This window comes from Mucilaginibacter sp. P1_A3, from assembly GCF_056406855.1.
Genome location: NZ_JBFTZJ010000005.1, coordinates 482782 through 507360, shown reverse-complemented (window position 1 = coordinate 507360; position 24579 = coordinate 482782). Strand labels below are relative to the sequence as shown.

Sequence of the window (24579 nt, the reverse complement as noted above, 5' to 3'; positions counted from 1 at the left end):
GATGAGCGCCTGGTATATCTTCAGCACACTGGGCTTTTACCCGGTAGCCCCAGGTTCAGACCAATACTCCACGGGCAGCCCGGCGGTAAACGGCGCAACGATCAACCTGGACAATGGCAAAAAGTTCATTATCAACGTAAAAAACCAAAGTCCGAAGAATGTTTATGTGCAAAAGATGGTATTGAACGGCAAAACGCTGGATAGCCTGTTCATCAGCCATGCCCAGATCATGAACGGTGGCGAGATCACTTTTTACATGGGCGGAAAGCACAAATAGACAGATGTGCAGATTACAGATGTCAGATGTGCAGATGGATGTAATTTGATGATTTGAAAATAGAACCGACGAAATCAACGGTTCAGATTAAAGCCTCTCTTTAAAACGGGAGGCTTTTTTGTTTTGGAGTAAACAAAAGGGGGTAAGACGGAGTGTAAACCTATAGAGCCATATAAGACCGTAAAATTTTACTTCACCAGTAATTTTTCAAACGCAGTACTATCACCTTTAAAAATACTCATATCAACCTTTTGGTTGATGCCATTTATACGGGCTTTATCTGAGTGTTGCCAAAATTGCCAGTTGGTTTTGCTGCTTATCTTTAGTTCGGGTTGATAATAGTGGGCAATCCATAAAGTGTAATCATCAAAATAGCCTTGCAGGTAATCCTGGTAAAAGCTGATGTTGGTGTAGATGATGGGTTTTACACCGGTTTTTGTTTCAACCTGGTTAATAAATAGGGTGAGTTGGGCACGCATTTTTTCGGGCGTGGTACGGTAAAGTCTTTCAACATCAACCACCATTGGCAGGTCGCCTTTTTCAATTTTCACAGTTTGCAAAAAGAATCTTGCCTGCCATAATCCGCTTTTCTGTGGCAGAAAGTAATGATATGCCCCGCAGATGATCCCTGCTTTGGGTGCTTCGCGCCAATTGCGCTGAAAATAGGGATCGGTCATTAAAACGCCTTCTGTTGCTTTTATGAAAGCGAATTTGATATGTACGCCATCCTCTTCCATTGCTTTTACCTTTGCCCAGTTTATTTTACCCTGGTACGATGATACATCAATGCCATGAACAGTATAATTATTGGGGATGCGCACATTGAAACTTTTGTAGGTGCGGTAGTTGGTGTTTTGCCCGGCATCCATGATCCATCGCCAGGTGGCGGTTGCGCTTTTTAAAACATAGCCATAATAAAAAGGCGAAAGCAGGATAAGCAGTAAGCCGGCGAAAGCAACTTTCCATCCGGTTGCTAAACCTGTAGTCGTTTTCTTTTTGGCAACAGGTTTCCTTTTTACCGTTGAGGGGCTTTTAGCAGGAGTTTTTTTAACAGGAGGAGGCACAGGGCGAATTTACGAAAATGACCTGCATATTCCCCGTGCTAATTTGCAGCTACAATATATTCAGCGGGTTATTTTTAAAGTAAGCTATTTTATGCTGAAACATTTCGGCCATTTTGCCTGCCCGCCATTTTGCTTCATCGGCTTTCTCGCCGGTAAAAAGACTATCAACGGTTTCGCTAAATAAGGTAAGCCAATCATTAAAGTGCGTTTCATCAACCGGTAGCCTGGCATGCGGCGGGAATGGTGCGCCGGTATAAGTTAGTTCCTGCAATAATATAGTTTGCCAAAATGTATACATTTTTTCCAGGTGTGGTACCCATTCACTGCCCAGTCGTTCGTTAAAGATGGGGGCCAGCAAGGAGTGTTCGGCAACTTTATGATAAAAGGTATCAACTAATAGTTTAATATCTTTTATTGATGTTATATCGTGTTTTGGGTTCATGCCCGTATATTTAAATTAAAATCAGCTTTTGATTCGCTGTATGGCAAAATTAAAAAATGATTAGAGGTAATAAATGATAAGGATCATTGTTTTGCCTTGTTGCTGTGCCATTTAGGTTCGTCAATGGTGATATGGCGTTCATTATGACATTTAACAGATAAAATGTTTTCCTATATTTGTAAGGTAAACTTATAAGTTTACTTAATAATAAAATGACTGAACAAAAAGATATTCAATTGGCCGCCGATCTGCGCACGGTTGTAACGCGCCTTATAAAGGTGCTGCGAAAGCATTCTGTAACTGCCGATAAATTATCGCTGACAGAACGGTCGACCATTGCATTGATATATCAACATAACGAAGTACTACCGAACGAATTGGCCGCTATGGAGAAAATAACCACGCAAAGCATGTCGCAAATATTGAGTAACCTGCAGCAACGCGGCTTAATCAACAGGCGCATCTCTGATACAGATAAGCGGAAGGCTATAATTAGTCTTTCGGATCTTGGTCTTTCCCTGTTAGAGCAGGTTCGTGCCGAGCGTAATGTATGGCTTTACGATGCCATTGAAGCTACATGCACCGCAGAGGAGCAGGAATTGCTTAAAAAGGCGATAGGACCTTTAACTAAAATTGTTGATTTTGAATAATCCCTAAGGGGCAGTAATAAGTGATTAATGAATATCAATACGTTTAACGCTTTTAAAAGCCGCAACTACCGGCTTTATTTTACCGGGCAATCCATATCATTGGTAGGTACCTGGATGCAGAAAACAGCGGTAAGCTGGGTGGTGTATTCGCAAACGCACTCTAAATTTTTATTGGGCGTTACACTTTTTGCAAATATGTTTCCCTCGTTTTTATTGTCGTTTTTAGGTGGGGTGGTATCTGACAGGTATAATCGCTATAAGTTATTGTTAGCCACGCAGGCGGCATCAATGCTCCAGGCATTATTGCTGGCAGCGTTGGTGTTTTTCGGGCATTATCATGTATGGGAAATTATTGCGTTGAGTGCTTTACTGGGCGTTATTAATGCTTTTGATGTACCTGCACGGCAATCTTTGGTTTACGAAATGGTAAACAGTAAAACCGACCTTCCAAATGCGCTGGCACTTAACTCATCCATGGTGAATTTATCGCGGTTAATTGGGCCGGGCATAGCTGGTTTGGTTTTGGAAAAATTTGGCGAAACCGTATGTTTTGGAGCTAATGCTGTCAGCTTTATGGCTGTAATATGTTCCTTACTACTCATGAAACTACCCAAAACTGAAGCAAAGCCACATAAAAATAATATCCTCTTTGAACTAAAAGAGGGATTTACTTATATCAAAAATACGCCTTCTATTAAGTTTGTGCTGCTGATGCTATCTGTAATCAGTTTAATGGTTTTACCTTTTGGTACGCTCATCCCGGTTTATGCCAAGGATATATTTAAGGGAACTGCATCAACCTTTGGGGTAATAGATAGTGTGATAGGACTGGGTGCCCTCTCAGGGGCCATTTTCCTGGCCTCGTTAAAACCGGGACTGGATCTTAAAAAAATACTGACCCTTAGTACGCTGGTTTTTGGCGTGGGGCTGGTGGCTTTTTCTCACATGCATAATTACCCCGTAGCGTTGCTGTTTGCTGCAATTACCGGGTTCGGGATGATGGCTCAAATTACCATCAGTAACACCATTATTCAAACCACTGTTGATCCTGCTATGCGTGGCCGGGTGATCAGCTTTTACGCGATGGCCTTTTTTGGAATGCAACCACTTGGCGGTTTGTTGGTAGGGGGTATTTCGCAAAAAATAGGTGTACCGGATACGGTTTTAGGCGAAGGTGCTGTAGCGGTGATTTTAGGCTTGTTACAGTTTCGGTATCTCCGGAAAAGGCGGCTCAAAAAGGCCGCTGAGCAAACACTTCAGCAACCGCCGGTAAATACGCTTATATCTAATTAAAACTCCATAATATGATAACTACACTTGATAAAAATATAGCCCTGGTATTGATCGATCTGCAAAAGTCAATAGTGCAGCTGCCGTTAGCACATTCTGTTGATAAGATTTTGGAAAACTCGGCAAGGCTGTTAGCTGCCTTTCGCGAAGCAAAACAACCTGTGGTAATAGTAAACGTTAATCCTGTAGGTTCAGCTGCTTTTAAAGCCCGTAAAGATAGTATCCCAACAGGAGGCTCAATTCCCGGAGCAGATTTTTTGGAAATTGCACCTGAGATAAAAGTTGAAGAAGGCGATATCAGGATCACCAAAAGGCAATGGGGAGCTTTTTATCAAACCGGTTTACATGATGAATTGCAAAAAAGGGGAATTACCCAGATTGTATTAGCTGGCATTGCCACAAGTATCGGAGTTGAAGGTACAGCCCGTTCTGCAAATGAGTTTGGTTACAATATAGCTTTTGCCAGTGATGCCATGACTGATATGTTTCCTGATGCGCACACAAATAGTTTTAAATACATTTTCCCAAGATTGGGAGAGATAGGCACTACTGATGAGATTATTGCCCGGTTGAGCGAATAGAGGCTTATTTAAACTTTCTCCTCAAAGCAAATTAAACGTCAGTCCGTCATCTCCAATATTAACATTACCGCGTTATTACTTAAAGCTTCCAGGTCGGCTTCTGCCAGGTTCCATAAAGCCAGTCCATCACGTTCATGCATTAACCTGCCTTGCAGTTCAAAAGCACCTGTTATATTAAAAACAAAAAACAAGGAGTGGAGGTTTTTTAACTGGTAAAGCGTATCCTTTCGCCCGGCAAATTGGCCAATATGTAAATTAAAGGGCAATTTACACTCTGGCGGAATTATTCCGATCAGTTCATTCGGCCTTTCCGCAAAATCAAAACGGAATGTTTCCCTAAAAGAAGAAAATTCTTCACTATCCGCTATTATTTGCAGGTATAAAAAGTTTACCCAATTTTTATGATAGGGGTTAATCAACTCCAAAATATCACCTTTGGCTGTATAGTGTATATGTGCCTCACCCACGTCAATTAAAGTAGTATTGTCCTGTGTGTCTTTAAAAAGCAATTCGCCCCTTACAGGAATAATTACAAAATAGCAAGCGTGAGCAATCACTATGGTAACTGACTTTTGGGCTGCCAATATCTCATCATTAAGTGCTTTTAAGGGGCCAAAAGGCTTGCGATGTTCATTAAAATAACTTTCATAATTAAAACTGCAGCATCGTCTATAAATATCAGTTTCAATGATGCCCCGCTCATCGGCAAGGTAAATTTGACCGGGCGAACTGTTTTCCATTTATTGTAGCTTTTTAAGTGAATAAATATTTACATAAGGCTGCACCTGGAACAGGTTGGTTAGTACTTCCTCATTTTCTGTTTCGGCTGGATTATAGTCAGAGAGCAGCAGGAAATTCTCTATAGTATGGTGCCAGATAAGCTGCTCTGTATAAAAATTAATGGCTACCTGGTGTTTTGTTTTATCATTGATGTCGGAGTTGATGACCTCCAGTTGAAATTTATTAAACTTTAAAAAGCGTTTGCCCACATTATTCAGCATATCGGGCACAATGCCAGCTAACTGCTGCACATAACCTGTAATAGATGGAGTAATCATCCCGGCAAGCCGATGTGCGTTTGGAACATTTTTTACCAGGTCTGCATAGGTGGTAAAGGATGTGCCCAGGCTATAGTTCTGTGCCTGCATTTTAAACTCCAGGTATGATGACTCAAATACCAGCTTATCCCATTGTTTAGCAGCATTGGCATCAATGATTTTTCGGTAGCAGAGGGTGATAATGCAGGTACTCATAATTTAAAAAAAATGAAGACGCCAAACAAGCTGGCGCCTTTATATAATTGAATGAAAAGAACAATAGTGTTATGCAGGCACGCTCATACTTATTGATAGCACAAAGCCATCGGTGGTATTGCCGGTTACGGTTGCCAGTTCAAGTGTATAACCATCGCTAAATACATTGTCGCTTGCATTATAGGTGTAGCCGGTCATTCCTTTAGTGTAACCTGCTACTGCTGCCAGCGCGGTGCCGCTACCTTCGGGAAAAGCAATCTGGGTTACCTTTAACGATGTACCCGATGAATTATAAACATGTACATGGATATGGGTGGCTCTGCCCGAATACCATCCCGGGAAGATAGAGGTAAATGTTACCAGTCCATTTGAATCGGTTGTTTGCCTGCCGCGTAAAAAGTGAACGGTAGTATAGTTTGTAGCCTGCATTCCGCTGCCGCCGTATTCAGAGTAATTGCCTGCGCTATCGCAGTGCCATATATCAACTAATGCCCCCGATAAGGCATTGCAGCCGTTGTTACTATTGTTGATGGTAATCTTAACAGTTAATTTATACCCGGTACGGTCGCCGGTAATATCGCTGCGCACATATGATGCCGGGGCTTTGGTAGGGAATGGCCCTTCCGTCTCGGTCTCAATAACACTACACGTTCCCGAGCTGGAACTTGAGCCCGAAGTTGTAGTTGATGTACTGCTGGTTGTTGTGGTTGTTGAATCCTTTTTGCAGGCATCAACCAATACAGATGTAGATACCGCGCCTATCATCAGGCTTTTTAAAAAGTTTTTGCGTTCCATAAATCTCTCTCCTTTAGGGGCTATAATTGTTTACTGCTGATTTGTTGATTCAAAAGTAATTAAGGAGGATATGGGAACTGATGAAGTGTCGGTTAGTAGTGGGTTTGTGTCGATGAAATGCTTATCGCCCGGATATTTAAACCAGCCGGGCCGGGCTTGGGGCAGGAAATAGTTATATTAGGACGCTATAGTTAAATGTTGTGGATATGGTGCCCATGAAACAGAGTTTAAAAATGAAGTTTTTAAAAGTTATCATCCCAATCCTGGTGTTTAGTTACCTATATCCTGACAGCGTATACGCCCAATACCGTACGCCATCATCACTGGACGATAGGATATTGATTAATCTGCAAAACAACCGCACACCGGCGCAAACCGGTTTTTTTATGTTCCTGAGTAAAAACTTGCTATATGGCGAGGCGGGTATCCCGGCAGGCTTGATGGTTGGCGGCATTATCAGTAAGGATAAAGCCATGCGGCAAAACGCGGCATACGTGGCTGGTAGTACCCTCATTTCGGCAGGACTTACACAAGTTATCAAAGTATTAGTAAAACGACCGAGGCCTTTTATCGGGAATATAAATATCACACCGGTTTATCGCCCTGGCGATTACTCGTTTCCCTCCGGTCATACTTCATCGTCCTTTGCTACAGCAACTGCACTATCAATGGCTTATCCCAAATGGTATGTTATTGCTCCGGTTTATTTATGGGCAGGGGCTACGGGGTATTCCCGTATGTATTTAGGTGTTCATAATCCGAGTGATGTAGGGGCGGGTGCTGTATTGGGTGCGGGGAGTGCTTTACCTTTGTTGTTTTTGAAGAAGTAGCTTACAAAATTGGTCATAGATTCTACTTTGGGAGAAATTTTTGCCCAATTAATTATTTATTGAATAGGTTTCTTGATATAGGTATTAATATATTACTTTGGCGCCAAAGTCTAACCTTATCATTTAATGAAATATTATACAACCTGTCATATTACTAATCTCTTTATCTTTTTTGCGTTTTGCTTTTTTACTGGTTGCGCAAAAAAAAGCACTAATCCAGCTCCAATAGATGATACTCCGAAAGTAACAATTACATCATTAAGTGTAAGTACCGCAACATACAATACGGTTGTAATAATAAAAGGTACAGGCTTTAGCAACACGGTTGCCAATGATCAGGTCTTTTTTAATGGAAAAGCGGCTTCTGTAACCGCAGCAACCTCAACACAACTTACGGTTACTGTGCCTTTAAGTGCCGGTGCAGGAAATGTTAGTGTAAAAGTTGCCGGTGGTACCTTAGTTACCGGCCCAACCTTTACTTACCAACTATCCTGGGTGGTGAGTACTTTTGCTGGTAGCGGTGCTCAAGGGTATAAAGATGGATCGGGAAAAGATGCAAGTTTTTACTACCCTACAGGGGTAGCGTTTGATAATGGAGGAAACCTGATAGTTTCTGAAGAAGGCAATGATGATATAAGGAAAATTACCCCCGATGGAGTTGTAACTACAATTGCAGGTAATAGAATCCAGGGTATGGATAACGGAAATGGGACCGCGGCAACTTTTTGGAATCCGGCCGGGCTAACCGTTGATAATACCGGTAATATATACGTAGCTGATTATGCAAATAATTCGATTAGGAAAATTGACCCATCAAATAACGTAACTACGTTTGCAGGTCAAAGAAAATCGGGCTTCGACAATGGCAAAGGCGTATTGGCAAGTTTTGCCCTACCTGTAGATATAAAAATCGACGCGACAGGGAATCTATATGTAACCGATTTTGCCAATGAAGTAATAAGAAAGATAACAGCAGACGGCACCGTGAGTACGTTTTCAAAAATAATTTCAGGATCTTCAGGAGGGGCTTTTAACTTTCCTAATGGCTTGGCGTTTGATCAAGGCAATAATCTGTATGTGGCGGATATTGCAGCTTTTAAAATACAGAAAATAACATCTGCTGGTGTAATATCTACTTTAGCAGGCAGCGGCATAAGGGGAACTGATGACGGATTAGGGAATAAGGCAAGTTTTTATCAGTTGTTTAATTTAGTAGTTGATAAGGAGGGCAATATTTATGCCACCGATAGTAACTTAATTAGGAAAATTACAGCTGTTGGCCAGGTAACAACTTTTGCAGGCACAGAAGCTACCACAGGTGCAGCCGATGGACCAATAGCAACTGCAACGTTTAATCATCCTGGTGGAATAGCTATCGATAAAACAGGAAATATTTTTATAGCAGATACACAAAATAACCTTATTCGGAAGATAGTATTTGAGTAGGAGTAGTACAGTTATAACCCTGAAAATCTCATCCAAATGCCCGGTCAATAACCGGGCATTTTTTATTTAAACAGCCCTCTTTGTTCATTAAAACAGCGTAAAATCCTTTGGTAATTTTCTTTTTCAAATTCTCAAATTTTCAAATCAAAACATCATCTGCACATTTGTAATCTGAAATCTGTACATTTTTTTTCCACCCCAGTGTGGTAGGATAAAATCAAAAAAATTGAATTTGTGATCATAATTATACATTAAATGCGCAGTGTTTGTACTTGATATGTTTTCTATTTAGATTAGTGATTGATTGATAGCCAGTCTTTTATCTATTAGCCGACCTAGTCATGAAAAAACTGTTTGTCCAGGTGTTTACTTTCCTCGAAATAATTGGGTTAAAAAAATTAACTGTATTTGTTTTTATAAGTTTGGCCGCTGTAAATACAGCTTATGCGCAATGGACAAAAAAAGCCAACGAACTAACTAAACGAGCCGAAGCCAATAACGTATTATACAATAATAAACTTTATGTGTTTGGAGGATTTGGTGATAACCCAAAGATTGAAAAAACCAATGAAGTATATGATATTTTAGCCAATAAATGGAGTGAAATAGCTCCTATCCTGCCAGGAAAAGAAATAAGTCATCAGGGTACCGTACTTGTTGATGATAATATTTGGCTAATTGGAGGAAGGTCAGTTGATGCTTACGGTCCTGTAAGTAGCCAGGTATTAATATATAATATTCCTGCAAACTCTTGGACCAACGGCCCGGAATTAATAGATCCCTCAACCGGAAAACCGTTTCCAATTGGCGCCGGTGGATATGTTTTGGTTGGCCGAACATTGCATGTATTCGGAGGTTTCGGTCCCACCATTTGTGAAGATCAGGCCAAACTGCATTTAACCATTAATGTAGATAAATATATGGCCGACCCTGCTCATGTTACATGGGAAAACAAACTGGCTCCGTTACCTATTCCAAGAAATCATATAAGCTATGTTACTATTGGCGCTAAGATATATGCTTTTGGGGGCCAGTTTAAGCATGACTGTGTTGCTAATGATCAAGTATATTGCCATGTATATGATATAGCAACCGATACCTGGAGCAGGCTTACAGATTTACCCAAACCACGCTCCCATGCAGAGGGCGCAACCTTTGCTGTGGATGGCAGGATGTTTTTAGTTGGCGGGCAGGGCTACAACAATCTTACCCAAAACACTACATACCAGTTTAATCCCAAAGATAACGGCGGCTTGGGGTCATGGACTGCACTTAATGCATATACATTGCCGGGTAGTTACCTGGGCCTATCAGCTAAATTGGCAGGCAAATCGTTTATAATTACTAATGGGGCATTGAATAGTTATGGTAACGAACGTGTGGAAACTTATACCGCGGTTGTAAACCGGAGTGCTGCCCGTACACTTGGGTTTTCGTTACCCTGTCTTTCTCAGAATGTAACAGCCGGCGAAAATGTAACTATTTCAAACCTGCTTTATTGTATTGAAGATTCTACGGGTTTTACGCTATCTGCCGATGCAGAATGGCTCAGTATTCCTAACAATCATAGTGGCACCGTAGGGCTTAATGGTAAAGATATTGAAGTAAATATAAATACTGCGGGCCTTTCGCCAGGAACCTACATCGGGAAAATTACCGCCACCGGGCCTTTAACAGCTTCAAAAGCATCCTTTTGTGTTAATTTAACTGTTGCGCCATCTGCATCCGGTGGGTATTCCTTAAATGTATCAGAATCAGGTACAGGATCTGTTGTTAAATCTCCCAATCAGCAAACTTATGCGCCAAACACCAGGGTGAATTTGACTGCCGTGCCGCAGCCGGGATGGATATTTGAAGGTTGGACCGGCGACACCGTTGTAACAACAAATCCTTTAATATTAGCGATGGATACAAATAAGTACCTTACCGCAAAATTTATTCAGGATACCGTACAAAAGGCTTTTATAACCAATATAGTTGCCAAAACAGGCAGGCGTTATGAATTAGACACGCTAAGGCAGGGTATTACTTACTATACAGACCGGGAATACACCATAACCACAATCCCTTCCACACTTACAAATGCTGCCATAATCAAAGCACCAAATGACGATAAGGTTAATACTTCAACCGCGGTGCTGTCGTTCAAATTATCGGTCCCGGCCATAATTTATGTGGCTTATGATCCTCGCGGAACTGTTTTACCTGCCTGGTTAGCAAGCTGGAAAAAGCTTACCGATAAGGTGGGAGTTGATGACCCCAAAATATCATCTTTTAACCTGTATAGTAAAAATTACCCCGCCGGTGATGTATCACTCGGCGGCAATTTTGCAAGTCCGGCCAAAGGGGCCCTTTGCCAATATATAGTTTTGGCTAAGCCAGATCTATCCGCAAACGTAACAGCAGCAAAAAATAGCTTCAATAATTTAAATAGCACTGCTATTATAGCAGATACAATTACACTTAATCCGGTTTTAGGTAATGATAAATTTATTTTATACCCTAATCCACTGCGTAATCATTTCAGCGTTATTTTACCGGCTAACTATGAGGGACTTTCGGTCATGCAAATTGTTTCTATGAATGGCAAATCAACTTATATTCCTAAGTCGTTAATCAAATCGTTTAAAGAAAAAGTTGATGTTGATATTGCTTCTTTGGCGTTAGCAAAAGGTTTGTATGCCGTATTGATGGTTTCAACCAATGGGAAAACCAATGTTATACGTATGATGATCAAATAGCGCATTTTTATTGTAAAAACAGTTCGCCTCTTTGCACAAATTTTCCTTTAAGAAAACTATCTGTACGTCCTCAAATTTTCAAATCAAAACATCATCTGCACATTTGTAATCTAAAATCTGCACATTTATTCTCATCTTTACCGCCAATAAAGTTCTTTACTTTTTTTCTGCAGAGTGGTTCCCGGTGTTTAAAGCATCGGGATTAATAAGGAACCGTGTGTAAATCACGGGCTGTCGCGCAACTGTAAGTAACGCAAAAGGTTGTTGCCTTTAACAATGTCCATTGTTCGCCCCCGTGCGGATGAGAAGGACGGCAACAATGTTACAAGCCAGGATACTTGCCTCAATGTATAAAGACAATGCTTTCGCGCAATGAAGCAGTAGTCAAAGAAAAAAGAATGACCTACGTGGTGTTAATATGCCCGTATGTCGCGCTTTTGCCTTTTATTACCATTTACTCCGAAAGCATACCGAAAACCGTAAGGAGCATTAAGTCAAATTAATGTTTAACCAAAAAAGTTTTAGCGTATGCTCAAAAACAATCTCGGGTATCCTCGTGTAGGTGCCCACCGTGAACTCAAAAAGGCCAGTGAACAGTACTGGGCAGGTAAAATCAATCGTGATGATCTGTTTGCCGTTGCCCGTCAGCTCCGTTTGCAAAACTGGCAAACCCAGGTTGATGCCGGTATCGACCTCATCCCTTGTAACGATTTTAGTTTTTATGACCAGGTACTTGATACATCGTTGATGCTGGGCAATATCCCTGAACGTTACACCCAAGTATTAACCCAAAACAAAACCAACACCGAGATCGATCTGTATTTTGCTATGGCCCGTGGCTATCAAAAAGATGGCCTTGACGTTACCGCTATGGAAATGACCAAATGGTTTGATACCAATTATCATTACATTGTACCGGAGTTTGTAAAGGATCAGCAGTTTAAGCTGTTTAGCGAAAAGGTGTTTGATGAATTTATCCTGGCCAAGCAGCATACCCGCAATATACCAAAACCAGTATTGATTGGCCCCGTATCGTACCTGTTGCTGGGTAAAGAAAAACAGCCAGGTTTTGATAGGATAGACCTGATCAAAAAAATTGTGCCTGTTTATATCGAGGTATTAAAAAGACTGAAAAGCTATGGAGCGGTTTGGGTGCAAATTGATGAGCCTTTCCTGGCGCTTGATCTTACTCCAAAAGAAAAGGAAGCTTACGCCTATGCCTACATGGAGATCAGCAGAAATTGCCCCGGTATTAAAGTGCTGCTTACTACTTATTTTGAAAGCCTGCATGAGAATACCGAACTGGCTGTAACCTTGCCGGTAAGCGCGCTTCATGTTGATTTAGTACGTGCCCCTGATCAGTTGTACAAAGTGCTTACGTTACTACCCGATTCACTTAGCCTTTCGTTAGGTGTAGTTGATGGCCGTAACATCTGGAAAAACGATTATGTGCGCTCATTAACGCATATTAAAAAAGCAATTGCTGTATTGGGCAACGATAGGGTGATGATTGCACCAGGCTGCTCTTTACTGCATACACCGTTTGATCTGGACCTGGAGACTGCCATCCTTCCCGAAATAAAAAACTGGATGGCTTTTGCCAAACAAAAGCTGAACGAAGTAAATGAACTCGCGCAGATCATTGACGGCAATAATGAATTGCTGCAAAACAATCTCAGGGCCATTACCAGTCGTAACCTTTCCAAACTCATTCACAAGCAGGAAATAAAGCAACGTGTGGCAGCTATTACCGATGCTGATGCACAGCGTGAAAGCGCATTCATCATCCGCCAAAAAATACAACAGCAACGTTTTAAATTACCACTGTACCCTACAACTACCATAGGATCGTTCCCGCAAACTGATGATATCCGCTCATTAAGGGCGAGGCTAAAAAAAGGTGAATTAACTACCGATCAATATGACGCCGAAATAGAAAAAGCCACCATCGATGCCATCCGCTGGCAGGAAGAGATTGGTCTTGATGTGCTGGTACATGGCGAGTTTGAACGTAACGACATGGTGGAGTACTTTGGCGAGCGTTTAGATGGTTTCCTGTTCACCAAAAATGGCTGGGTGCAAAGCTATGGCAGCCGCTGTGTTAAACCGCCGGTTATTTATGGCGATATAAGCCGCCCGGCGGATATGACCGTGAGGTGGAGCAGCTTTGCGCAGCAAAACACGCAAAAATTAATGAAAGGTATGCTCACAGGCCCTGTAACCATATTGCAATGGTCGTTTGTACGTGATGATCAGCCCCGGTCCGAAACTACTAACCAGATAGCTTTGGCCATTAGGGATGAGGTTGTGGCTTTGGAAGACGCAGGTATTAAAGTGATTCAGATAGATGAACCGGCCATTCGTGAAGGTTTGCCATTACGTAAAAAAGATCGTCAAAATTACCTGAACTGGGCAGTTCGCGCATTTCGCATTTCAGCCAGTGGGGTAAGGGACGAAACACAAATCCATACGCATATGTGCTACAGTGAATTTAATGATATTATTGGCAACATTGCAGATATGGATGCAGATGTGATCACGATAGAAACCTCCCGCTCGCAAATGGAGCTGTTAGCAGCCTTCTCCGATTTTAAATATCCAAACGAAATTGGTCCGGGTGTTTATGATATTCATTCGCCGCGTGTACCCACCGTTGGCGAGATGGTAAGCTTGCTGGAAAAAGCATCAGAATTGCTTCCCGCCGGCAACTTATGGGTTAACCCAGACTGCGGTTTAAAGACCCGAAAATGGCCCGAAACCCAGACCGCGTTGAAAAATATGGTGCAGGCAGCAAAACAACTTCGTCAGTTAGTTGTAGAAACAACAGTATCCTGACCAGTAAAAACAGGCAATTTGTGTATAATTGCCTGTTTTTTCAGATTTTTTGCATTTATGAGATTAAAAAGTAACGCGGTTATAACAGGTGTTGGTGGTTTTGTTCCTGATAATATATTGAATAACAGTGATTTAGAGAAGATGGTTGATACTAACAGTGAATGGATAGTATCAAGAACAGGAATAAAGGAAAGGAGGATTTTAAACGATCCAAGCCTTGCTACCTCAGATATGGCTGCCTATGCCGTAAAAGATTTATTAAAAAATGCAGGTCTTGAGCCAGAAGAAATTGACTGCCTAATAATTGCTACTTCAACCCCTGATCATCTACTATTATCAACTGCCAGCATCGTTTGCGATAAGCTGGGTTTAGTGAATGCCTGGGCTACTGATATCAACGCTGCCTGCAGCGGTTTTTTATATGCCTATACTATGGGCGCCAGTTTGGTAGAAAGCAACCGGTACAAAAAAGTGATTGTGGTGGGTGCTGATCAAAACAGCGCGATCATCAATTACGAGGACAGGAATACCTGTATTTTGTTTGGCGATGGTGCCGGCGCGGTTTTACTTGAACCCACTACCGAAGACGTAGGCTTAATTGACAGCGTTTTTAAAACCGAAGGAAAAGGACGGGAACATTTATTGGTTCCGGGTGGTGGTTCAAAAATTCCGGCTACGCCAGATTCTGTTGCACAAAAGCTGCATTATATAAGGCAGGATGGAAGGGTTGTTTTTAAGGCCGCTATAAAAGGAATGACAGAAACCTGTACCGAAGTATTGAAACGTAACGATTTAGAGATTAACGACATTAACTGGTTAATACCCCACCAAGCTAATTACCGCATTATTCATGCTGTAGGCGAAAACCTTGGCTTGCCCGAAGATCGTGTTAAAGTTAATATTGAAAGATACGGAAATACTACTGCCGCCACTATACCACTTTGTATTTGGGATTTTAAAGATGATTTTAAATACAATGATAACATGATATTTACCGCATTTGGCGCCGGTTTTTCATGGGGCGCTACGCTGTTAAAGTGGGGTAAGCTGCGCACTGTTTAATCGTATTCAAGTATTTTTTCACCAGGTCATTGCGAGGAACGAAGCAATCTCTATGCTTTACAGAGCATACGGAAAAGCTTGAATCTGCGTGACAGATCTGCCTGTGTAGAGATTGCTTCGTTCCTCGCAATGAAGCGTTTTTATGTAGGTTAAAAGATCTATTTCAATAAAATCATCATGACCACAGAAGAAAGAATTAAAGCATCCGAAACACGGATATTTAAAACCGTGTTCCCTAATAATACCAACCATTACGATACCCTTTTTGGAGGCTCGGCTATGGCGATGATGGATGAGGTGGCTTTTATTACCGCTACCCGTTTCACCCGTAAAAGAATGGTCACCGTATCATCCGACAGGATAGACTTTAACAAACCTATACCCGCAGGTACCATTATTGAGCTTGTAGGCACCGTATCGCACATCGGCAATACCAGTATGAAAGTTTTGGTAGAGATATTTATTGAAGAGATGTACTCCTTTGTACGCGAAAAAGCCATTACCGGTACTTTTACCTTTGTGGCTATCGACGAGCATAAGCACCCGGTAGGGGTGTTAGCTTAAAGCAAAAGGCTCAAGGCGGAAAGCCGTTAGAAAAAGCTTTCTGCCTTGAGCCTTCCGCTTTCTGCCCGATATTATACTGCAAACAACTGCCCAAGATCTTTAAAAGCCTTAAATTCAAGCGCATTGCCCGAAGGATCAAAGAGGAACATGGTGGCTTGTTCGCCCGGTAAACCTTTAAAGCGGATGTAAGGTTCAATTACAAATTTAATGTTATGACTTTTTAGCCTGGCTTCCAGAGTGGTCCAGTCATCCCATTCCAGCACAACGCCAAAATGCGGTACGGGTACATCATGCCCGTCTACAGGGTTAAAATGTGGTTTAGCCTCTGTTACGGGTTTAGGTTTCAGGTGTATCACAAATTGGTGGCCATATAAATTAAAATCGGTCCAATGGGTATCGCTTCGGCCTTCGCTGCAGCCTAATACTTCACGATAAAATTTGCGTGCTTCGTCCAGGTCATAAACCGGTACCGCAACATGGAAAGGTGTTAGTTTGCTCATTCAGATCAATATTAATGGAGCCCCTTACGTTTTAATAGCCCACCAGTAGTATCATCAACACTTTGTTGTACAATGAACGCTTTAGGATCAATACTCAGGATGGTGTGTTTTAATGAAGGGATCTCTAAACGGGTGGCAACGGTAAAAACAATATCCCGCGGATCATTCACATGCCCATCCTTACCGTAACCGCTTTTACCCTGGTAAATGGTAACACCACGGCCAAGGTTAATAGTAATAGCCCTGCGGATAGCCTCGCTATGGGTAGATATAACCGTAATGCCCGAGTATTGCTCAATACCATTCAAGATAAAATCAATCATCTTGGCGGCAGCCATATAGGTTAGTATAGAATACATTGCCGGCTCCACACCTAAAAAAAATGCCGCCAGACCAAAAATCAACACATTAAGCAGTAAAATAAAATCGCTCACCTTAAGTAACTGTGTTTTTTTGCTCACCAATACTGCTGCAATTTCGGTACCATCAAGCACTGCACCACCACGAATGGCCAGGCCACTGCCAGTACCAATAAACACCCCTCCAAAAACTGCTGTAAGCAATTTATCATGTGTAACATCAGGGAAATGGATAACTACTAAACTTACTGATAATAAGCCAATGGCTATGGTACTTTTTATGGCAAACCCAAGGCCCAGTTTTTTATAGCCCAACCACAGGAAAGGTACGTTAATAACAAATATGAGCACGGAGATAGGGATAGCCGATAGATCGGCAACGAGCATAGATACGCCTGTTACGCCGCCATCAATAAAATGGCTGGATAGCAAAAAACCCTTGAGGCCAAATCCAGCCGATAAAATTCCTACCCCGATAGTTACGGAGTCCTTGATGATCGTCATTACCTTCATGCTCAAATATAATATAAATAAAAAAGAGACTTAGCTAATGTGAAGCAACATATCCTAATTACCTCACTACCACCTGTGCTGTATTCCTGCTGATCTGTTCTAATAAAATAGTTTTATCGGCGGTTAACTCCTTCAATGAATTTTGGGTGTAGTGCCTTATGGTAATCAGGGTGAGGCCGGTATTATATTTTACTTTAAACTCCTGTTTAAGGTTGGTTAACAAGTTTTCAAAGCGTTCTTCATAAAAATCAAAGCATACCGAAAAACTGAGTGCCGATGTTTGCATTACATTCACCTTAACCTGGCTTTGAGCAAACAGTCCGAAGATGCCGCTCAAATGATCCTCAGTAATAAAGGAATAATCTTTTGTGGAGATAGATAAAAGCACCTGGTTTTGTTTCAGGATGATAACCGGCTTTTCAAATTTATTGACGCCGTCTTCTTTAATCACTGTTCCGGGTGCATCAGGTTGGGTGAAGGGTTTTACCAGCAATGGAATATTGGCGTTTTGCAGTGGCTTTATGGTTTTAGGGTGGATAACGCTTGCGCCATAATAGGTCATCTCGATAGCCTCGGAATAGGATAGTTCATCAAACTTTACGGTATCGGGGAAAAACTTGGGGTCGGCATTGAGTATTCCGGGTACATCTTTCCATGTTGTAACCGATTCGGCACCCAAACATGCGGCAAATATAGATGCCGTATAATCAGAACCTTCTCTGCCCAGGGTGGTAGTGAAATTCTCTGATGTGCCGCCTAAAAAGCCCTGGGTTACTACTGCACCTTTCTGCAGCATGGTCGGGATATCGTTACTGATGCTTGCCTTTGTTTTATCCCACTGCACGATGCCTTCGCGATAAGTATTATCAGTATGGATATAACTGCGTACATCAAGCCACTGGCTTTTTATGCCTTCTTTATTTAAATATGCGGTGACGATGCGGGTGGATACCAGTTCGCCGATGGATACGATCTGGTCGTAAATAAAATCATAGCTGTCGTGCGGTTCATCTTCAATGGCCCAGTCAATCTCCACAAAGGTATTGGCTACATCATCAAACACCGGGTGACCGGTTTCAAACAGTTCATGCAAAATATCAAAATGGTATTGCTTAATACCATCAAAAATTTCATGCATATCATCAGTCTGATCTACATAAGCTTTGGTAAGTTTCTCCAACGCGTTGGTGGTTTTACCCATGGCCGATACTACGATGAGTAATTGCTCACCAGCATACTTTTTAACAACACTGGCCAAATTAATGATACCACTGGCATCCTTAACCGATGCCCCTCCGAATTTAAATACAAGCATTTATTTAATATATTGACTAACCACGGTATTTGGCCGCAGTAATGATTTTATTTGTGAATAGGGGATAAACAGTTCGGTGATGCCCGCTGCATAAGGCTTTATCTCGTACTGATTGTATATGAATTTAAGCCCAATCGGGGTAATCGAAAAGTTGTCGTTCAAAGCGAATTTATTATCCTTGAAAAAATAATCGCGGGCCAGTGAGGAGGTATCACTCAGTTTTTCTTCTTTGCGGAAAATCTCTTCGGCAGTGGCTTTTAATTTATCCGGGTAACCGGCTACAAAAAGGTCATCCAGGGTAATGCTTTTGTTGGCTTTGGTATTCCAGTTAATAAAAAAAGTGGCTGATGCACCATGAGCACCACCCTGGAAGTTATAACCGCCGACCTCGAGCGTGGTAATGCCAGAATCCTGCATTAGCACTTTAGCGTGGCTATCAAGCGTAAAATACATGGCCGATCGAGGGTCGGTTTTCCTGAAATCGGTATAGGCTTTTAAAAAATTTTTACTCATCAGCTCAACGCTGCTGTCTGGTTTACCATCCATTGCAAACATGCTGGTCAGCTTCCGGGTAACCGAATCGTTGAGCATTTTTTTGCCTGTGAAAACAGCGTATTTAACTTTTACCACAGTGCAGGTGCTATCGGGCTTGTTGCCGCAATCGGCAGCGCGTTTATGGATAGTTCTATAGGTGTAGGCCAATGTATCCTTTACCGTTTCGTTTATTTTTTTTGACGGTACACCCCACTGGCACGATGCCAAGGCAAACCCAGCACATACAAAACAAAGCCTAATGATATTTTTCATCCCTTACAGGTGTTTAAATTTTATTAAATGCAAGTCCTTACGTCATTGCGAGGTACGATGCAATCCCGGTTGTTCAGAGTAGTTATGCAAATCCGATCTGCATAGTTTGAGATTGCTTCGTACCTATCAATGACAAGTTATAAAACTGAAGTCGTCCTGAACTTGTTTCAGGATCCCACAGGACAGGTTGACCGCATGAAGCACACTTAGCATTGGGGTGCTGAAACAAGTTACCCATGACGTCGTTGCAAAAAAAAACCTTTTTGTCATTCTGAACGGAGTGAAGGATCTATTATTCGCTATGCTTCTTCGCCCTGTATAGCCTACGAATAGATCCTTCGTTCCTCAGGATGACAAACCTTTCAAAAGGTTATTTTTCTTTCTGAATCCCCGGAATTTTATACCTCACAATGACAGTCTGCTTATAGTTTCAAACAGCTTCTTAATAATTTTGAAGCTGTTCTTTTGATAAGGAGGCGTTTAGCCAACCGGCTTCAATATTAGCTTCGTATTTGTTGTAAAAGTTAAGGGCCGGTTCATTCCAGTCTAAAACCTGCCATACCATGCCACTGAAGCCAAGTTCTTTGGCCTCGGCAATCAGGCGATCAAACAATAGTTTGCCTATTTTCTTGCCACGATATTCTTCGGTCACAATCAGGTCTTCCAGGTACATGCGGTTACCCTTCCATGTAGAGTAGCGAATGTAATAAACGGCAAAGCCTACTATTATCCCATCAACCTCCGCCACAAAAGCTTTCCATACGGGCTTATCGCCAAAACCTGCATCTATAAATTCATCTAAAGTAACGGTTACTTCTTCTGGCGCCTTTTCATACAGGGCCAGTTCGTTCACCAGTTCCATTAAGCGCGGGCAATCTTCTTTAACAGCAACGCGAATCCCTCCAGTCCCCTGAAGGGGGAGTTTTTGATCGGTATTGTTTGTTATGTCTTTTGTTTCCAATTCTGTATTTTTTTAAAAACTTGTAAATTCTGATTCAGGCACCCGCACCACGCACCCCGATCCACGCAACACCTTAATTATTTTTCCAATGCTTTATCACCCTGGTGCCAAAAATGGTGCTGCCCAGGCGTACCATATTACTGCCCTGTTCAATCGCCACTTTATAATCGCTTGACATGCCCATGGATAAAATGCTAAAACTATCATCTTTTCTGAAATAGCTTTGCTTTATTCCGTCAAAAAATGTCTTCAGCTCGTAATATTCATCTTTTATCTGCTTTTCATTATCGGTATTAGTAGCAATCCCCATTAACCCGCGGATCCTGATGTTTTTAAAAGTACCAAATTCATCAGACCGCAGCAGTTCAATGGCCTCATCAAATCCCAGTCCAAACTTGGTTTCCTCATCGGCAATGTAAATTTGCAGCAGGCAATCAATTACCCGGTTGGCTTTTAAAGCATGTTTGTTTATCTCCTGTAACAGCTTAATACTATCAACAGATTGTATAATACTCACAAAGGGGGCAATATACTTTACCTTGTTGCTTTGAAGGTGCCCTATCAGGTGCCACTCAATATCTTTAGGTAATTGCTCGTATTTTTCAACCAGTTCCTGCACCTGGTTTTCGCCAAATAAACGCTGTCCGGCGTCATAGGCTTCCTGCAGTTCTGAGGCTGGTTTTGTTTTCGATACGGCCAACAATATAACGTTGTTGGCTTCCGTTTCTTTTTTTAAGCTTTTGATGTTATCTGCAATGCTCATTTATCCGTAAATTTGCTTAATTAATTAGCCGCTAAATTACAGAATGTATAAATACTTGATCTTGTTTTTTTCAGTTACGCTTTTTTTGTGCGGTTGTAAAAGCGATAGTGTCCCCAATAAGTTTATTCAGCCCAACGTTATGGCTGCTTTGCTGGTGCAAATTCACCTGGTAGATGGCTCATTATACAATGGCACACAAGTTCCAGATAGCTTGTATAAATATGGAATGGGCAAATATTTGGCTGTATTTAAAAAAATCGGTGTCGATTCGGCACAGTTCAGGAAAAGTTTGGAATATTACAGCGAGGAGCCAGATAAGCTTTCGGCTATATATGATAAGGTTGATTTGCGTATTAAAGCCCTCATGGATTCTGTAAATCTTGTACAAACCAAAACCCGCCTGGCTTCGCAAAAAATTGATTCATTGAAAATTGATTCTGCGAAAAAGGCAAATAAAAAACCAAAAACATTGGCTCAAAAGGCCGATTCTCTTAAGGAATTGAAGACAAGAAAAGCGCAGTATGCAAAACGCGATTCAATTCAAAATAAGAAATTTAAAAAATTAAAACATAGATCAAAGCGTAATGCTGTACCCAATTAATAGTGTTGATAAGCTTGGGTTTACCGAAGTTAAAGAATTAATAAAAGCGCATTGCCTGAGTGAAATGGGTCAGCAGATGGTTGATAAGATCCAGGTGATGAGTAATTTTGACCAGATAGCCAAATTTTTAAGCCAGGCAAATGAGTTTAAAAATATCCTGGTAAACGACGCGGTCCTGCCCATTCATCATTTTTTCGATATCAAGTCGCTCGCTAACAAAGCCCGTATTGAGGGTGTTTTTTTGAGCGAGGAAGAGTTTTACCAGGTGCAGGCTTCGCTGCAAACCGTATTTGCCGTAATTGCCTACTTTAGTGAACGCGATGGATTATATCCCAACCTGGAGGCGCTGTTTGAGCACCTGCCTATAGAAAAAGCTATCCTGAAAAAGATAGACATGGTTATTGATGCCAAAGGCAAGATAAGGCCCAATGCATCACGCGATTTGCAGGAAATAACATCGGGCATTGCCAAAGCCGAGCAGGAGGCACGTAAAAAAATAGACCAGATATTTAAAAACGCTTCATCGAGCGGGTGGACGGCCGATGGCTCTCTTACCGTACGCGATGGTAGGTTATGTATCCCGCTGCTGGCCGAAAATAAGCGTAAGCTTAAAGGATTTATTCATGACGAATCTGCTTCGGGCCAAACGGTTTACATGGAGCCCGAAGAGGTGTTTACGCTGAATAACCGCGTTCGCGATCTTGAATTTGAGCGCCGGCGGGAGATAGTGAAAATATTAACGGCCTTAACAACCGAACTGCGACCTTATGCGCCGCTTTTGTTATCGTACCATAGCCTGTTAACCAAGCTTGATTTTGTGCGCGCCAAAGCGCTGTTTGCCATAGATGTAGAGGGCGAAATGCCCCAGGTGATTAATGAGCCTAAGCTGAAATTATTTAATGCCCGGCATCCGCTGTTGTTCCTCAATTTTAAAAAGGAGCAAAAAACAGTAGTGCCCTTAAATGTGCAGATTGATGAGGGCACCCGGATTATTGTTGTATCCGGGCCTAACGCCGGTGGTAAATCAGTTTGTATGAAAACGGTAGGCTTGCTGCAAATGATGGTGCAGGCGGGTTTATTGATACCTGCAGCCGAAGCCAGCGTAGTGGGTGTGTTTAAGCAACTGTTTGTTGATATTGGTGATGACCAATCAATAGAAAGTGACCTGAGTACGTACAGTGCCCATCTATCCAAAATGAAGAATTTTGTAGAGCAGGCAAATGGTAAAACACTGATACTGATAGATGAGTTTGGTACCGGTACCGACCCACAATTTGGCGGCCCTATTGCCGAAGCGGTGCTGGAATCACTTAACCATAAAAAAGTGAAGGGTATGGTTACCACCCACTACTCCAACCTTAAAATATTTGCCAGCAATACAGAGGGAATTGAAAATGCCTCGATGCTGTTTAATAACGTAGAGATGAAACCGCTTTATCGGCTGGAAGTTGGTAAACCGGGTAGCTCATACGCTTTTGAGATAGCTCAAAAGATAGGTTTGCCGCTAAATGTACTCAATCTTGCTAAAAATAAAATAAGCGAGGGGCAAAAAAAGGTAGATACCCTGTTGGTTGATCTGGAACGTGAAAAACGCGAGATCTTCGAAACCAAACAAAAGCTGGATAAGCAACAGCGCCGTGTAAACGAGTTGCAGGCCGAGAATGAAAAGCTGAAAAGTTATCTTGACGAAAATAAAAAGGCCTTAATAAAGGATGCCAAAGATCAGGCTAAAAACATTATCCTTAACGCCAATAAACTGGTTGAAAACACCATATCAGAGATAAAAAGCAGCAATGCCGATAAGGAGACAACGCGTAACCTGCGCGAGAACCTGAATGTGGAACTAAAAAAGAATACAGTTAAAATTGAACCGGCAAAACCAAAGCCTGTAACTGTAGATGAAGAAATAAAGCCAGGCGATTGGGTGAAGTTAACCGACTCTGAAACAACCGGCCAGGTGATAGAAGTTATCCGCGATAATGTAGTAATTGCTATTGGCGATTTGCGTACCGTTGCCAAAAAGAAGCGGGTGGAAAAAGTGTCAAAATCCTCTGTCCCTAAAGAGATCAGGCGTACAATGAATTCGCATACCAGCGACTTTGCCAATTTTAGTCCGGAGATTGATGTGCGTGGGCAACGTACCGAAGACGCACTTCACGCCATTGAAAAACTGTTTGACCGGGCGCTGATGATGGGCTTTAATAACCTGAAAATAATTCATGGCAAGGGAGATGGCATCTTACGGAAAATGATACGGCAGTACCTTAAAAAGTATGACCAGGTTGACCGCATGGAAGACGAACATGCCGATAGGGGTGGTGATGGAATAACTTATGTATATTTTAAATAGCTTATAAAAGGGGCTGAGTAAGAAGATCTGCAAAATCCCCTGAAAACGCATCCGCAATACATTTGTTTTGTATAATTTGTGTTACGGATGCGTTAACAGCAAGCCAGACAAACATGCCTACGGGTGACTTATGTATATTTGAAATAAAAATATATTCATGCCCCTAAAAAATCTTACTCCAATGTTATACACCCGGCAGGTAAGGGCCAGTGTTGATTTTTATATTGAAAACCTTGGTTTTATTTGTGTTGGGTATGATGAAGATTGGGGCTGGGCCACAGTAAGCCGGGACGGGGTAGAGATTATGTTTGCCCTCCCAAATGACCATTCCACATTTAGCATACCTAAATTTACCGGTTCCTTTTATATCCGTACCGATAAGGTGGAAGATATTTGGAATGAATTAAAAGGAAAGGCTATTATATGCTATCCCCTGGAAACCTTTGACTATGGCATGCGCGAATTTGCTGTTTATGATTATAATGGCTACCTGTTGCAATTTGGTATGCCTGTTGATTAGTATTATTACGGTTAATTAGCAGGCGGCATTGATCATTTGCTTTGCGTTGTTAAGTTTCAT

24 protein-coding genes and 1 riboswitch are annotated in these 24579 nt (G+C 41.8%); of the genes, 13 read left to right on the top strand and 11 right to left on the bottom strand.

All coding sequences use genetic code 11. The features are described 5' to 3' along the window. The coding region (locus tag AC1D0K_RS13455) for a glycoside hydrolase domain-containing protein (protein ID WP_477463069.1) at nt 1–277 on the top strand (277 nt) is incomplete at its 5' end. A gap of 188 nt (nt 278–465) precedes the next feature. On the opposite strand, the gene AC1D0K_RS13450 is transcribed toward AC1D0K_RS13455, so the two are convergent. Next, nucleotides 466–1341 (bottom strand): glycoside hydrolase family 25 protein, encoded by an 876-nt coding sequence (locus tag AC1D0K_RS13450; RefSeq protein WP_477395203.1) that lies wholly within the window; start codon nt 1339–1341, stop codon nt 466–468. A gap of 49 nt (nt 1342–1390) precedes the next feature. Then, a complete protein-coding gene (locus AC1D0K_RS13445; protein WP_477395201.1) occupies nt 1391–1783 on the bottom strand; it encodes a group III truncated hemoglobin in 393 nt (130 codons plus the stop codon). A 212-nt stretch (nt 1784–1995) separates the two neighbouring features. Here AC1D0K_RS13445 and AC1D0K_RS13440 point away from each other — a divergent pair, with 212 nt between their 5' ends. From AC1D0K_RS13440 to AC1D0K_RS13430, 3 genes are read left to right on the top strand one after another with little or no spacing between them, the layout of a single operon-like run. Then, a complete protein-coding gene (locus AC1D0K_RS13440; protein ID WP_477395199.1) occupies nt 1996–2433 on the top strand; it encodes a MarR family winged helix-turn-helix transcriptional regulator in 438 nt (145 codons plus the stop codon). A 27-nt stretch (nt 2434–2460) separates the two neighbouring features. Then, nucleotides 2461–3726 carry an MFS transporter gene (locus AC1D0K_RS13435; RefSeq protein WP_295713983.1) on the top strand — a complete coding sequence of 422 codons (1266 nt, stop codon included), beginning with the start codon at nt 2461–2463 and terminating at the stop codon, nt 3724–3726. A gap of 11 nt (nt 3727–3737) precedes the next feature. After that, complete coding sequence (locus AC1D0K_RS13430) at nt 3738–4304, top strand: isochorismatase family protein (protein ID WP_477395196.1); 567 nt, start codon at nt 3738–3740, stop codon at nt 4302–4304. A 38-nt stretch (nt 4305–4342) separates the two neighbouring features. Here AC1D0K_RS13430 and AC1D0K_RS13425 read toward each other — a convergent pair whose 3' ends face one another. The 3 genes from AC1D0K_RS13425 to AC1D0K_RS13415 form a co-directional block, all read right to left on the bottom strand. After that, nucleotides 4343–5044, bottom strand: coding sequence for a pirin family protein (locus AC1D0K_RS13425; protein WP_477395194.1), 702 nt, complete (start codon nt 5042–5044; stop codon nt 4343–4345). After that, a complete protein-coding gene (locus AC1D0K_RS13420; protein WP_477395192.1) occupies nt 5045–5557 on the bottom strand; it encodes a hypothetical protein in 513 nt (170 codons plus the stop codon). Nucleotides 5558–5626: 69 nt separating this feature from the next. Continuing rightward, nucleotides 5627–6352, bottom strand: a complete 726-nt coding sequence (locus AC1D0K_RS13415; RefSeq protein ID WP_477395190.1) for a dioxygenase family protein — start codon at nt 6350–6352, stop codon at nt 5627–5629. 233 nt (nt 6353–6585) lie between these two features. Here AC1D0K_RS13415 and AC1D0K_RS13410 point away from each other — a divergent pair, with 233 nt between their 5' ends. From AC1D0K_RS13410 to AC1D0K_RS13385, 6 genes are all read left to right on the top strand, one after another. Further along, complete coding sequence (locus AC1D0K_RS13410) at nt 6586–7182, top strand: phosphatase PAP2 family protein (protein ID WP_477395188.1); 597 nt, start codon at nt 6586–6588, stop codon at nt 7180–7182. Nucleotides 7183–7308: 126 nt separating this feature from the next. Beyond that, complete coding sequence (locus AC1D0K_RS13405; RefSeq protein ID WP_477395186.1) at nt 7309–8628, top strand: IPT/TIG domain-containing protein; 1320 nt, start codon at nt 7309–7311, stop codon at nt 8626–8628. A 341-nt stretch (nt 8629–8969) separates the two neighbouring features. Beyond that, on the top strand, nt 8970–11369 hold the full coding sequence (locus AC1D0K_RS13400; protein WP_477395184.1) for a Kelch repeat-containing protein: 2400 nt from the start codon (nt 8970–8972) through the stop codon (nt 11367–11369). 158 nt (nt 11370–11527) lie between these two features. Continuing rightward, a riboswitch (cobalamin riboswitch) is annotated at nt 11528–11729 on the top strand. 168 nt (nt 11730–11897) lie between these two features. Continuing rightward, nucleotides 11898–14204 (top strand): 5-methyltetrahydropteroyltriglutamate--homocysteine S-methyltransferase, encoded by a 2307-nt coding sequence (metE, locus tag AC1D0K_RS13395; RefSeq protein ID WP_477395182.1) that lies wholly within the window; start codon nt 11898–11900, stop codon nt 14202–14204. A 57-nt stretch (nt 14205–14261) separates the two neighbouring features. Beyond that, nucleotides 14262–15266, top strand: a complete 1005-nt coding sequence (locus AC1D0K_RS13390) for a beta-ketoacyl-ACP synthase III (RefSeq protein WP_477395180.1) — start codon at nt 14262–14264, stop codon at nt 15264–15266. 177 nt (nt 15267–15443) lie between these two features. After that, the gene (locus tag AC1D0K_RS13385) at nt 15444–15830 is read left to right on the top strand and encodes an acyl-CoA thioesterase (RefSeq protein WP_295713958.1); all 387 of its coding nucleotides are present in this window, start codon (nt 15444–15446) and stop codon (nt 15828–15830) included. 71 nt (nt 15831–15901) lie between these two features. Here the strand turns inward: AC1D0K_RS13385 and AC1D0K_RS13380 are convergent, their stop codons facing one another. The 6 genes from AC1D0K_RS13380 to AC1D0K_RS13355 form a co-directional block, all read right to left on the bottom strand. After that, nucleotides 15902–16330: a VOC family protein gene (locus AC1D0K_RS13380; protein WP_477395177.1), complete on the bottom strand. Its 429-nt coding sequence runs from the start codon at nt 16328–16330 to the stop codon at nt 15902–15904. 11 nt (nt 16331–16341) lie between these two features. After that, nucleotides 16342–17193: a YitT family protein gene (locus AC1D0K_RS13375; RefSeq protein ID WP_295713953.1), complete on the bottom strand. Its 852-nt coding sequence runs from the start codon at nt 17191–17193 to the stop codon at nt 16342–16344. A gap of 67 nt (nt 17194–17260) precedes the next feature. Beyond that, complete coding sequence (locus AC1D0K_RS13370) at nt 17261–18517, bottom strand: aspartate kinase (RefSeq protein ID WP_477395173.1); 1257 nt, start codon at nt 18515–18517, stop codon at nt 17261–17263. Beyond that, nucleotides 18518–19324, bottom strand: coding sequence for an RsiV family protein (locus AC1D0K_RS13365; RefSeq protein WP_477395171.1), 807 nt, complete (start codon nt 19322–19324; stop codon nt 18518–18520). Between the two features lie 442 nt (nt 19325–19766). Further along, a complete protein-coding gene (locus tag AC1D0K_RS13360) occupies nt 19767–20186 on the bottom strand; it encodes an N-acetyltransferase family protein (RefSeq protein WP_477395207.1) in 420 nt (139 codons plus the stop codon). 172 nt (nt 20187–20358) lie between these two features. After that, complete coding sequence (locus AC1D0K_RS13355; protein ID WP_477441900.1) at nt 20359–21048, bottom strand: YggS family pyridoxal phosphate-dependent enzyme; 690 nt, start codon at nt 21046–21048, stop codon at nt 20359–20361. 43 nt (nt 21049–21091) lie between these two features. Between AC1D0K_RS13355 and AC1D0K_RS13350 the strand changes: the two genes are divergently transcribed. The 3 genes from AC1D0K_RS13350 (at nt 21092) to AC1D0K_RS13340 (ending at nt 24519) form a co-directional block, all read left to right on the top strand. After that, nucleotides 21092–21649: a DUF4296 domain-containing protein gene (locus AC1D0K_RS13350; protein ID WP_477395167.1), complete on the top strand. Its 558-nt coding sequence runs from the start codon at nt 21092–21094 to the stop codon at nt 21647–21649. Then, nucleotides 21633–23999, top strand: coding sequence for an endonuclease MutS2 (locus AC1D0K_RS13345; protein WP_477463068.1), 2367 nt, complete (start codon nt 21633–21635; stop codon nt 23997–23999). Before AC1D0K_RS13350 ends, AC1D0K_RS13345 begins: the two co-directional genes overlap by 17 nt. Nucleotides 24000–24156: 157 nt before the next feature. Further along, a complete protein-coding gene (locus AC1D0K_RS13340) occupies nt 24157–24519 on the top strand; it encodes a VOC family protein (protein WP_477395163.1) in 363 nt (120 codons plus the stop codon). Nucleotides 24520–24579 lie beyond the last annotated feature (60 nt).